At 38.5% G+C, this 13038-nt stretch carries 10 protein-coding genes and 2 pseudogenes; 2 read left to right on the top strand and 10 right to left on the bottom strand.

Annotation, left to right across the window (positions count from 1 at the left end; all coding sequences use genetic code 11):
- Nucleotides 1-77: 77 nt before the first annotated feature.
- The gene (locus tag BQ5903_RS09795) at nt 78-1178 is read left to right on the top strand and encodes a glycosyl hydrolase (protein ID WP_010498520.1); all 1101 of its coding nucleotides are present in this window, start codon (nt 78-80) and stop codon (nt 1176-1178) included.
- Between the two features lie 183 nt (nt 1179-1361).
- On the opposite strand, the gene BQ5903_RS09800 is transcribed toward BQ5903_RS09795, so the two are convergent.
- The 9 genes and pseudogenes from BQ5903_RS09800 to BQ5903_RS09845 all read right to left on the bottom strand — a co-directional run bounded on the left by BQ5903_RS09800 (nt 1362) and on the right by BQ5903_RS09845 (nt 9862).
- A complete protein-coding gene (locus BQ5903_RS09800) occupies nt 1362-3308 on the bottom strand; it encodes an acyltransferase family protein (RefSeq protein WP_079579433.1) in 1947 nt (648 codons plus the stop codon).
- Nucleotides 3271-3666 (bottom strand): MORN repeat-containing protein, encoded by a 396-nt coding sequence (locus BQ5903_RS09805; RefSeq protein ID WP_010498525.1) that lies wholly within the window; start codon nt 3664-3666, stop codon nt 3271-3273. Before BQ5903_RS09805 ends, BQ5903_RS09800 begins: the two co-directional genes overlap by 38 nt.
- 177 nt (nt 3667-3843) lie before the next feature.
- On the bottom strand, nt 3844-4953 hold the full coding sequence (locus BQ5903_RS09810) for a PrsW family glutamic-type intramembrane protease (protein ID WP_010498527.1): 1110 nt from the start codon (nt 4951-4953) through the stop codon (nt 3844-3846).
- 385 nt (nt 4954-5338) lie between these two features.
- Nucleotides 5339-5662 carry a thioredoxin gene (gene trxA / locus BQ5903_RS09815; RefSeq protein WP_010498529.1) on the bottom strand — a complete coding sequence of 108 codons (324 nt, stop codon included), beginning with the start codon at nt 5660-5662 and terminating at the stop codon, nt 5339-5341.
- Nucleotides 5663-5670: 8 nt separating this feature from the next.
- Nucleotides 5671-6495, bottom strand: a complete 825-nt coding sequence (locus BQ5903_RS09820; RefSeq protein WP_010498531.1) for a Cof-type HAD-IIB family hydrolase — start codon at nt 6493-6495, stop codon at nt 5671-5673.
- Between the two features lie 200 nt (nt 6496-6695).
- Nucleotides 6696-7436 (bottom strand): TerC family protein, encoded by a 741-nt coding sequence (locus BQ5903_RS09825; RefSeq protein ID WP_010498533.1) that lies wholly within the window; start codon nt 7434-7436, stop codon nt 6696-6698.
- 57 nt (nt 7437-7493) lie between these two features.
- Nucleotides 7494-8580 (bottom strand): annotated as a pseudogene (locus tag BQ5903_RS09830) (acyltransferase family protein).
- 64 nt (nt 8581-8644) lie between these two features.
- Nucleotides 8645-9004 carry a helix-turn-helix domain-containing protein gene (locus BQ5903_RS09840; RefSeq protein ID WP_231920844.1) on the bottom strand — a complete coding sequence of 120 codons (360 nt, stop codon included), beginning with the start codon at nt 9002-9004 and terminating at the stop codon, nt 8645-8647.
- A gap of 82 nt (nt 9005-9086) precedes the next feature.
- Nucleotides 9087-9862, bottom strand: a pseudogene (locus tag BQ5903_RS09845) (tyrosine-protein phosphatase).
- Between the two features lie 406 nt (nt 9863-10268).
- Between BQ5903_RS09845 and BQ5903_RS09850 the strand changes: the two are divergent.
- Entirely contained in the window at nt 10269-12080 is a 1812-nt protein-coding gene (locus BQ5903_RS09850) for an LTA synthase family protein (RefSeq protein WP_231920845.1), read from the top strand.
- Between the two features lie 104 nt (nt 12081-12184).
- Here BQ5903_RS09850 and BQ5903_RS09855 read toward each other — a convergent pair whose 3' ends face one another.
- Nucleotides 12185-12919: a L,D-transpeptidase gene (locus tag BQ5903_RS09855; protein ID WP_079579437.1), complete on the bottom strand. Its 735-nt coding sequence runs from the start codon at nt 12917-12919 to the stop codon at nt 12185-12187.
- Between the last annotated feature and the right edge of the window lie 119 nt (nt 12920-13038).

Consider the following 13038-nt stretch of genomic DNA (forward strand, 5'->3'; position numbering starts at 1 on the left):
ATGGTGAACAAAAGTTTTAGTGATTGCTGATTTTTGTAACCGTTTTCTATTGTGATTTAAGGAAGGAGTCACACAAAATGAAGAAGTATTTAAAACCAGTACTTGTTTTTAGTCTCTTCGCTTTAGCTTTCTTACTACCGTCTCTTACTGCTCACGCTGCAAGAACACAAGGACTTCCAAATATTAAGTCAACTTATGCAGAAAAATCATATAATAGTTTTCTGAGATCTTATTGCGATCCTAAAAAGGGCTATTTTTACATGCAAAGTGATCATAATATCGACCCCACTCACCAAGTTGGCCCGGAAAACGGGCGTTATAGCGACTATTGGTGGGAAGCCCAGTCTTTTGACCTGGTACTTGACCACTATCAACGCACCCGTTCGCCGCGAGATCACAAGATCATCGAACAAGCTTATTATGGCTTTTTAAAGGCTTATCCGAACTATCTTCAAAATGATTACAATGATGATATTGGCTGGTGGGCGAATTACTTGGCAAGAGCCTACCAGTTGACTGGGGAAAAAAAATTCTTGGTAACTTCACAAAAAATGTTTAACTTTATTCTCGGTTATGAAGATTCAAATTTTGGTGGCGGTATTTGGTGGAAAAACACCGAGACCGGTCCCAATGCCGACAATGAGAAAAACGTCGCCACAAATGGGACAGCGGCAATGACAGCCACCCGACTTTATCGGATCACCGGACAAAGACATTACTTAAATACAGCCACACGTCTATTCAGCTTCTTGAAAGACAATTATTACCATAACGGACGGATAGTGGATCGAATCCGTAACGGTCAGCCGATCTTTCAAGATTGGATTTATGACTATGGACAATTTGCGAATGCCTCTTTTCAGCTCTATCGCCTGACGGGTAAAAGAGAATACTACCTGCTAGCAGATAAGACCTATGACTATTCGATCAAAAATGTCGCACAAGATGGCATTTTGCCAGCTGAAGGCAACTACGATGCCGGCGGCTTTAAAGGCATTTACGTCAGAGGTTTGGCTGAATTTGCGCAGAAAACTCATTCATTCAAATATTCACGTTTCTTGCAAAATAACGCCTATCATGTTGTCATGAATCAAAACTCTCAGGGACTAGCGGCAATGACTGGACCACCAAAACACCGGAAACAGCTATTCAAAGTCACAGTGCGGCATCAGGCGTGATTTTATTGCAATATGCTTATCCGCTCGCTCATTAAGCAAATGAAACAAAATATAGCAACCACCAACTTTTGTATCATTCTTTTATTGCCCGCAGCTTATTTTTGCGGATAATAAAATTAGCGTTAATAGATATCATCATTAACGCTAATACATAATTGTTATTATTGAGACGGCTTACCAGTCTCAATCTTTCTCTGCTGGTTTCCCCGGCTTCTTAGCAGCTGCGATCAAACTATCATTGATCACCTTAGCATATAGACGATCTCCAGCTGCACGACCTGCAAAATGAACACCATCAGTCCCATTGAACACTTCTGGGTGCTGTGGCGCGATCTTACCCCAATCAGCGATCGTGATCCACTTATACTTAGTGGGCAAAGTTCTTTCAAACTCACCCAACTTGGTCGAGTTCCAAGAAGCAGTCGCTGTTTTGTCATAAGGTGTCATAAAAACTAATTTATGTCCTGGTTTCAAGTCAGCAATGATTTTTTTAGCCTGTTCTTCATAATCATTCAGTGAGTTAGTTCCCACACAGACCACAACAAATTCTCGCAAAGTATTATTTTTTTGCTGTTCCATCATGACACCATGTGCCTGATCTAACTTGCGGTCACCTTCAGCATCGACCTGAGCATCAGCAACATGCGGCTCTAGGTAACGTCGTGTTCCCAAGGTCACACTATCACCAATAATGGACACTCCTGGCGGAAGTTTAAACTTCTCGGCGGTACTTTGCTTATTATACTTGCGATAATCATTTGTATCTGTCTTTTGTTCAGCTTCATCTTTCTTTTTTGCCTTAGGTGAAGCAACTTGGGCCATCACTGTATCCTGTGCAGCTTTGACTCCATCTGCATCCTGATAGATCCCGCCAATCCACAAGTTTCTTTCTAGCTTAGACATCTGCGGTGCTTTATTTTCAGTAAATCCTGTGGCCACTAACAAGCCCGCGATCAGGGCTGTCAGCGGGAGAGTGATCGCCTTGCCGGAAACTCGATAGCCAAACAAATGGCCCTTACGGCCAGCAACAAGCGGTTCAACTAAATAATACGAAAAAGCCGCAAATAAAAAGCTTAACACTATGGTCCAGACAGCTGCCCAGCCGTTTGACATTTTATGCGAAAAAATCACATACAAAGGCCAGTGATACAAATAAACGCTATATGAACAATCGGCAAGAAATCCAAAAAGCCACGGTTCACTGACATTAGGAGTCTTTTCATGTAAGATCCGTGCCCCGCAGATCATGGCAGCTGCCAATAGCACAGCTAACACCATCCCGTATGGATAAGTAAAGGATGCACTAAAGTCAAGTTTGAAAGTAATAACTAACAGACCGACAAAAGCGGCCGCCATCAATAAAATAGCTCGCGGCGCGGTCCATTTTTCAGCGATATGTTTTTCAAATGAATGTGGCAAAGTTGAGACTCCAGTGACGGTACTTAAAACCGCCCCAATAAAGAAGGGGAAACAATGAGTCAAACTAGAAAAATAAACAGGTGAGAAATCCCTTAAACCTTCCCCGCCGATCTTCATTCCAACAATACTGGCTAATGCAAAGATAGCTGAGATCAAGAAAATAATACTTCGAAAAGTTTTTAACTGCTGGTGGCGACCACCAGGGATAAAGTGAATGGCTTTAGAAAAAAGATAGACCAAAAAGCCCCAGATAATATAAAAATGCATTTCGACTGCTAATGACCAGGTATGCACAAATAAATGCGGAATAAAGTTATTTTCATAGCTGCCGCCAGTGGCGATCTCAAAATAATTGGTGACAAAACCAAATGCAGCCGCGATTTGTTTGCCGATCCCCGTAATAAAATCAGTCCCGACTAGATAAGTAAACGGCATAACTATCAAAACTGATAAGATCAGCGGCGGAACGATCCGATAAAATCTCCGTTGATAAAAACTGCCGAGCTTAAAAGAACCGCTCGCAGCAAATTCATCGAACATCAGTGATGTGATCAAGAAACCTGAAAATGCAAAGAACACATCGACCCCAACGAATCCGCCTGGATAAGTATTCTGGAAAAAGTGATATCCAAGTACCAAAAATAGTCCAGTGATCCGAACGAGGCTAAACCATTTAATTTTTAGTCTTTTTGGCTTGCTTGAAATTTCCATTAGCAAATTCTCCTTGATAAACTTTGTCCTTAGCTGTTGTCAACTTTCCCCGGCCTGTGACTTGTCCCCTGGAAAAATGACCCTCAAATTTCCAACCGGAGTTTGAAATGAAAGTTCCTTGGCCATCAAAGCGTCCATCTTTAAAATGCCCATGATAACGATCACCATTTTTTAGCTTCAATGTACCTTGACCATTAAATTTATTTTTAAATACTTGTCCGTCATAAACAATTCGGTCTTGATCAAGAGTGTAATGCTCATCTTTTTGTTGAGCCGGCCGTAAAGCTGCCCACGCAAAAAATATCAAGATGATAACCGTCAATATTTCGGCTGTAATTCTAATTCGCTGATACTGCATGATTATCTCCTCCTCGTAATTCCTGTGAAGGCGCTGATGTTATCTGCTTTTATCATAACAAACTAGTGTATATTTGCATAACAAAAATCGCTTTTTTCAACTTTCAAATTCTCCATTTTTAATAAATGAAAATTTAAATATTAGCGGTTTTGCCTATTAGTTGGGCCTTCGTAACACTTAAGCTTCATGAGGTTCTTCTAACATATTTTTTAATTTTAATTTTTTAAGTTCCTTGACTTCACGCAGGCCAGCATGGATCAAAACAAAGATAGCGACCCAGCCGCTGATGATCAACAATACTAATTTCACGTCAGTAAAAGGTGTCTTCAGATCCCATAAAGCATGTAACAGCACAGACAAGAGATAGAAATTAATAAAATGACGGTCAGTAAAATGTGCTTTAGTCAACTTATGATTTTTTTTGACCATGACCAGCGCAGCTCCAATAATCGCACTCCAAATCGTGTGACTACCCAAGGAGCCGAAAGAACGGACCAACAATACTGCGATCCCGTAATTTTGTGCGTAACCTGCATTTTCAAAGACGGCAAAGCCCGCGCCGATCGCAGCACCGATCAACATTCCATTAAAAATATGAGAGACATTAGCCTTATGAACAAAATAGCTAATGATCACTAACTTTCCGGTCTCCTCAACTAGTCCGATCAAAAGCGAACCCAAAAGCGAAAAATTTCCACTGCCGGTGAGTGAATAAATAAAGACTGTCATCAATAATGAAAAGGCTCCGCCAATGAAGAAGATTTTCATCACTTGATAAATACTAATGTTTTTAAAGACATTGATTTCAAAAAAGAAGATCAATAAAGAAAATGGCACAGACAGCGCACCCATAAATAGCAGACCTGGATAAGCGTTACTATTTTGGAAAATCATCAAAACTGCCAGTAAGATCAAAAGTAAAGATGACAGGTACAAGAACACCCGCGAAAATAACCACGGCCTGACTTCTTTATCAGCAACTTCATTTAAAGTTGGAGTTGTTTCTTTAGTACCCGCGATAAAAATTCGGTCTGTTTCATCTTGTGTATGTTTTTTAAAAACTTGGTTAAAAATCGACTTAAAATTGATCTCGACACTCTTATCTTCACCGGTCCAGCTGTTCATTTCCTTGGTAGCATTATCTAAAATATTACCCGTCCGTGAACCCTTTGTTTGCTTATCCTGCTCAATCAAAGGCTGCCCGCATTCTAAACAAAACTTATTAGTTGCAGCGTTTTTAGTACCGCAATTGGTACAATATGTATACTTTCCAGCATCTTCTGCCATATTAATTCCCCCAATATTTTCAAACAAGGTGGAGTGAACCGACTAAAAGTCGAGCACTATCGGACTTTGACAAGAAGTCGTGTCCTTTGCGACTTGTTGGCGAAGTTAGATAAGCACAGACTTTTGGTTCACGCAACCCGCGTAAATTCACAGGGCGAAGGCAAGCGAGAAGAAGCGAGTATATCGGACTTAAACAGTGGAGTGCGCTTTTTGCACTGTGCTGTTTAAGTTGGATAAACGGAACTTCTTGCTTGCCGTAGCCCGACTAAAATTCACTTCATAAGTAACTAACATTATAACTTATCTTTTGTATTAAACAAATATTATGATTGTGTTTAAAAAGTCATGCTCACTAGTGTTTCGTGAACATGACTTATAGCTTAAACTATTTATTTTCTGCAACTTTCTTTGCTAAATACTGACTTAAAGCAGCTTTGGGTTTGTAACCAGTGATTTTCTCCTTCGCCACACCATCTTTAAATAAAATCAACGTCGGAATACTCATAACATTGAATTGGACTGCCAAGTCTTGCTGATCTTCAACATCCAGCGATGCAAAACTGACCTGTCCGTCAAAGTCTTCTTCCAATTCCTCAAAAACAGGTTCAAGCATATGACATGGGCCACACCAATCCGCCCAAAAATCAACCAAGGTCAACCCGTTTGCTGTTTCAGCCACAAAATTTTCAGCTGTAATTTCTACCGCCATTAAACTACCTACTCTTCATTAAAAATAAATTTATCGATCACTTCAGCGATCGGGTCGTGGTTGTTGTCCGCTTGGGTAACATAATTAGCTGCAGCCTGAACGAAATCTCGTCCATTAGCGACACTGACTCCTAAGCCTGCATCCTTGATCATTGGAAGGTCATTGCTATTATCACCGATCGCTATCACTTCACTGGGTTTGATCCCTAGTTTTTTCGCCAAAGCCATGGTGCCTTGACCCTTATCCGCGGTTGGATCGTTGAATTCAATATAGCGATCTGAAGAAAAACTGATATTCAGCGCAAATTCAACATGTTCATTAACATAATCTTGCATGGATAAACGTTTTGCTTCTTCTTCGATATTAAAGATGATCTTGGTGATCGGCGTATCCTGTAAGAATTTAATATTATTTTCACGCATCAAGTGCCAACCAGTTACCCGGCCATCCAGATAATTTTCTTCGTTTTTGTTCATATTCCAGATATATAATTGATCCACAGTATAAACGTGAATACAAACGTTTTCGTTCATGCCGATTTGGAAAAGTTGATCGACTATTTCATGTGGCAAAGCGTTGACTTGCAGGACTTGATTCTCTTTGTTCTCCACGATCGCAGCCCCATTATAAGAAATCACATATTGATCAGGCTTTTGACTTAAACCCAGTTCGATCAAATTATCTTGAATACTCGTAAAACTGCGTCCAGTGTTAGGCACAAAATGAACTCCAGCGGCAGTCGCCCGCTTGACCGCCTCAATTGTCTTCGGCGTAATTTTTTTGTTGTCATTTAATAAAGTTTCGTCCATATCACTCGTAATTAGTTTATACATTGAATATCCAACTTTCTTTAATTAATTAGTGGACCATCTAATAAGCCTTCATAAAATAATGCTTACATTTATAAATCTATCGTACTTTCTCTTACATTTCAAGTTTAGCATTTGTAGCCCTTTTCACTAAAAAGCGAACACATTTTGATAATCAAGAAAAAAGAGCATTCAACCAACTCCGGTCTAAATGCTCTTTCGTTTTACTTTCCAGCCTTATTGTTTTTGATTCGGTTCACTATTATAGCTCCTAAAATAGAGAGAAGCACTATTGCACCAAAGACAACTGCTGGGATCTCGATATCAATTGCGGGAATCGTTAGGAAGAGTTTGACCGCGATCAGTGCGATCAAACCATAAGCAACAACTTCAAGTTCTGGGACGATTTCAAGTAAGCGCATGATGATCTCTGCCACACCACGCATCGCTAAAATTCCTACTAACCCACCGATCAAAACGATCACTGGATTAGGTGAAATTGCTAACGAAGCAAGGATCGAGTCGATCGAAAACACCACGTCCATCGCTTCTATCGAAATAACAACTGACCAAAACAAGGGCAAGATAGGCTTTCTCTTCTTTTTAGACGAGTGTTCTTTATGTGGATGAGCACGTCCCCAGAAATGCTTCACAGATAAATACATTAAATAAGCGGCGCCGATGACCTTGATCTCCCAGAAATTGATCAGATAACTACCTAATCCGATCAACAAAAATCTGAAAATATAAGCTCCCCAGATCCCGTAAAACAAGGACTTCTCTTGTTCTTTTTTCGTCGGTAATTTCTGAGTTTGCGCAGCCAATACGATAGCATTATCTACTGACAACAAACATTCGATCAGAATCAATGACAAGATGATCATCCAGTCTTGTCCAGATGTTAATACAGTTTGCCAATTGTGTAAATCAAAAAAAGGACCATATAAATTTTTAATCAGTGACAATCAAGATTTCCTCTCTGTAGTTTATTTGGAGAATATAATATTCTAACATAGAACTTATTATCGTAGACTATTTTTTACCAGGCTTTGTTTATCTTTGACTTTAAAGGGAAACTTTCTTGGAAAGAAAAAGGACCTGATCACTGGGATATGGGGAACAATAATGGAAGCCACCCAAATAACAAACAACCGATAGCAAATAATTACTACAATGGCAACTTCTATCTTCCCGCTCATTGTAACTACTTTGTTAAAAAGTCTTGGCCCAATCAAAAAAGCATTTAAGTCAATCAAGTGGAAACATAACATAACCAATGAATCTTTACCATACTTTCGAAAGACAGGCCATTGATATTGGCTTCTCATTAATAAGCAGCATACTCTCATGATAAAATAACTGCCGCCGACTGCTCCAAGAGTAGCTAAAATTGGCGAATCTGCATACCCAATATTCATATAAAAGAAACCCGACTCAGCAGAAAATACCCAGAACAACAATCCAGCCAAATCCAACAAAAGTTTACCTCTTTCAATCAAGTTAAGCTGGCGGACCATATAGCCAAAACAATAAAATGATTGGCTGATCAACGCTGCATCAAATGACCATGGTAATTGTATTTTTTTACTTAATAAGAATCCCAAAACCGTTAATGCCAAGCTGAAGATAAGCAATAAAGTTTTAGCGTGGACAAATTTTTTACTGAGTTTAAAGGCGGCATTAAACACTATGTTGCCAACAAACATCGCTGGTAAAAACCATATGGCTCCGATTGCTGACACCGTCACTTTAATTCCTGGGATAAAAGAGTTTGTTCCTAAACCGTATAAGGCGCTCACTATGTATTGAACCACTCCAATCGGACTGATCCAGTTAGGTACAAAATTATGACCAACTAATTTAATGAGCCCAATTAAAGCTACAGTTGAAAAGTAAGGTAACAATAAGTTCCGACAAGCATTCTTAATTACATCGCTAAATCTTTTTCCTGAACAAGTATCCCGACAAGATGAAAAAAATCGGAACATTAACTACAAACAACAATGCAGAAAAAAATGATCTTGAATACTGACTCAATGAATGAGTGATCACGATCATAATTATGGCAATTCCACGAGCCATGTCGATCCATTCAATTCTCTTACTCATCCATAATCACCATCTGTTTAAACACAGAATCCCCCCATAATGACAAATAAAAATATTTAATAAACTATTCTAACGGCAAAGTTACCTGGTTGCTTTCTCCCTCATCTTCATCTTGCGTCGGATATTTTGCTCGTAAATATCCTTTGATCATACCGTAAACAGCATTACGATCATTTTTATTCAAGGTTTTACCATTAAAACGTAAACGAGAAGTTGAAGCAAAAATGTCTTCGATCTCAAAATCGTCATAATCTCGACCAATCAAAAAATCCAACGAGACATTAAAGTAATCAGCTAATTTGACCACTTCAATATAAGAAGGAGTATTAACTCCCCGTTCCCAACTACCGATTTGGTGACCCGTGTTATGCCGTTCTTCAGAACTACCCATCACTTTATTTAATTCTTTAGCCAGACCAGACAAAGATAGCCCTCTGCCTTGCCTCAAAGCTCTTAACCTAACTGGAAACATCTGCTCATTCACCTGCCTTCTTAAAATTCAGAGTTTAGAAGAATAAAAATCTCTTCTTTTTTGTAATCGGCGAATAGTCATGCGCCGCTACATATTCACCATTGATCAAATTTTCAGCATTCTTTTCAAATTCAGCAGCTTTTTTTTACCAAAATCCTGGGCAATTTTGTCCAGTGCTTCACCTAAAACAAACTTGCGTCCTTTTAAAGCATGAGCATCGGAAGCGACGATTTGCACTAAATTATTTTCAACTAACTGGTGTGAGATCTTAGCAACATGTTCCCCAAAACCACCAACATAGCTAGTAGCAGTAACTTGTGCCAAGGCACCATTTTTGATAAATCCGTACAAGAGATTCAGGTCGTTTTGAATTCCCTTGTTTCGTTCCGGATGAACGATCACCGGTGTTGTACCCTGTTTTTTCAAATCAAAAATCAACCGATCAGCATAATGCGGTACTTCACCATGCGGAAACTCTAGCAGCATGTATTTTTTGGTTTCATCGATTCCTAGCAAATCATCATAATGAGCTACCAAATTACCGTTGATGTGGACCTCTTGGCTCGGAAAAACAGTTAAAGGAATCTTTCTACTATCTAGTTCTGCCTGAAACATATCTGCTGCTTGAATCACATCACGTGCATGATTGACATAATCATTATCCAAGTGATGAGGTGTTGCTAAAATATGAGTCACTCCATCATGTACTGCATCATTTGCCAGTTGCAAAGAACTCTCCAAGTTGGGCGAGCCATCATCTATTCCTGGCAAAATATGGCAATGCAAGTCGACCATCTTTTCAAAATTCAAAATTCCACCCCAGTTCCCTATATTCGCTTGTTAGTTTATTCTTTTTGTATTATCACCTAGTATACACTATTATCTTTTCTACTGTTAAAAATGGACAACGTTTGCTTCTTTTTTCAAGAATTCTATCATATGTCTTAATTTTTTGATAACAAAGTAAGATAATTCACTTTTATTATTTTAAAAGGACTCCACAACTTGGTATAATAGTTGGGATGTGTACTGCATTCAAGCAAAAAATAAAACATAGTTAAAATTTTTAGAAGGAATGAATACATTGGAAAAAAAGCAATATCTTAGTTTTTTTAGAAATATTGACTGGAAAATAAAAGGTAAGAATACATTAACCATTCTCAGATGTATCTCCTTAATGCTACTAGAGACTATGGTAATTGTAGCTATTACTCAAATGTTACAAATCGGAAATGTCGATAAGGGATTAATTTGGGTGATCATGCATAAAAAGATTTTTGCAGTTACCTCACTGAGTTTAACTGTACTGGGAGTTTCGTTATGTGCACTAATTGGTAGATTTTGGACTTCTAATACGATTCTTCTTACTTTTGAAATCGTTTTCGCCTTTACAAACCAGCAAAAACTCGCTGCTCGTAGTGAAACTCTGCTCCCAAGTGACCTGATCTTCATCAAAGAACCTGACGAAATGTTAAAAATGGCCGACCAGAGTATGTTGCTAAAAATTATTCTCGGCATCATCATGTTGATTGTATTAACAGTTCTGCTTGAAAAGTTTTTCCCGATCAAGTGGCAAAACTTAAAACGTTTTTGGGTTATTCGGATCGTCATTATTGGAGTGACCATTCTTGGTTTTTCCAATTTTAATAAAATCAATACTGCGGGCTCAGCAATGAACGATCTTAGTAACTGGATGGGAAATAAAATTTATTTTTGGGATGCAAGAGCAGCAGGAAATGATAATGGCCCATGGCTAACTTTTGTTAATTTCTTAGGTAGTAAAACTATGGAAAAACCTGCTGGATATTCGAAACAGAATATGCAAAAAATTGCAAAAAAATATACTCGCAAGGCTGAACAAATCAATAAAACACGTAAGAACAAAGACATTAATAAGCAGACCTTAATTTACGTCTTAAGTGAAAGTTATTCAGATCCTAAAAGAGTCCCTAACATGAAAGTTAATCAAAATCCAGTCCCTGAGATTGATGAAATAAGAAAAAACAATACTTCTGGACTAATGCTCAGTTCTGGTTATGGTGGTGGAACTGCCAATATCGAATACGGAGTCGAAACTAGTTGGGATCTCCAGCTATTTGATCCTAGTATGACGACTCCGTTTACACAAGTTGTAATGAAATCTAATTATAATTCTAGCGTAGTTGATCTTTTCAAAAGAAAAAACGCTATTCATCCATTCTTGGGCACATTTTATCAAAGAAGAGAAGTTTACAAAAGATTTGGCTTTCAAACTTTCCGAACAACGGATGGTAAAGATAAAAACGAAAAACTAAAATACCAGAAAAAAATTCAAAAAAGTGATCTAGTCGGTGACAACGATGCGTACAAAAATGTTTTATGGCAGCTTAATAAAGAAAGAAGAGGACAATTCATTAACCTAGCTACTATGCAAAACCACCTGCCATTTACTGATAAATACAATGAGTATCCATTTGAAGCTTTTGGTCAGGCGGTAGCTAATCCAGAACTCAAAGAACAAGTTAAACATTATATGCAGGGAATTGCACTAACTTCTAAGTATACTAAAGACTTTCTTGATCAGTTGGATCAATATCAACGTCCAATCACAGTAGTCTGGTACGGCGATCATCTACCAGGGATCTATGACGGTGATAACATGAACGATTATTACGTTCCTTTACACGAAACTGATTATTTTATTTACAGCAATAAATACGCTAGAAATCATGGAGACAGTATCGGTAAACAAACTGATCATGTCCAAGTGGTCAGTCCAAACTCATTTACGGCATTAGCGCTTAAGCAAATGAACCAAAAAGTCAGTCCGTTCTACGCTATGATGACACAGGTCACCGAACAGCTTCCCGCGCAATCACGCGGTAATAATGACACTTCTGACGGATTACTGGTAGACAAACAAAATAAGGTTTTGAAAGAAAAAAATCTTACTAAAAAGCAAAAGGAACTGCTAAATGATTATCGTTTGGTGCAATACGACAATACTACGGGTAAACATTATCTAAAAAATATGCACTTTATGAAATAGGCAATCATCAAAAGACAGCAAAGGAGATCCGCTCGTAGTTGAAAGCGGATCTCCTTTGCTGTCTTTTATTTGTTTTTTAAATTCAGTGAACCAGCCCGTCAGACTTAGTATAAGAAGTCTAAAAACTCTTTATCAGACTTTTTCCCGTGCACAACAACTCGGGTGTGCGGCTTAATATTTTCTTGCAACCACTTAGCATCAGGAACGGTCAATCTAATTGAACCATAATTCTTGATATTATGCTTTTTAGTTACCTTTTGACTTCCTAAGCGTCCTGCCTGTTTTTCGATGACCTTACCATTTTTATCAAATGGCACTGACTCAAAGCGATAAACTCCATGACCGCTAAAAGAAGTCCAATACTTGGCGCCATACTTCTTAGTCGCGTCATAGTATTCTGGACCATGTTCCTTTTGCAGCCTAAAGTCACCAACAGGTGTTCGTTGATAATCTTGTGTATGACCATCATAATTCTTGCCAATAGAAGCATACATTGTATAAAGGATGTATCTTCCCTGCATCACATACACACGTTGCTTACGAACAGAAACATCAAGCCAGACCTTGTCTTTCTTTTTCTTGATATGCCGATAAGGAGTCAAGTCTGGATATTCTCCGGTCAAAGACGGCTTAGACCAATCCACTAGCTTGCGTGCCCGCTGTTTCTGATCTTTTTTTTGCTTGGCGATCTTTTGATCCCTTTTTTTGTCAATAGAGGCCTGTTTTGCCATCTTAACAGAATTGGCCTGTTCTGCTTTGTGCACGTGAATAACGCTATAACCAGCGGCAGCTACTAAGAGCAAGGCAACCAGCCAATATAGCCATTTCTTATTTTTCATTGATCCTACCTCATATTAAAGTATAGTTAGATAATAAGTTAATTTCACATATAATTTTGCGAAAAAATTACGCTATTAAAAATATACGAATTAGCGTGATGAATGTCAAATCGTTCAAG

It is taken from the genome of Ligilactobacillus acidipiscis (assembly GCF_900116935.1).
GTDB lineage: Bacteria > Bacillota > Bacilli > Lactobacillales > Lactobacillaceae > Ligilactobacillus > Ligilactobacillus acidipiscis.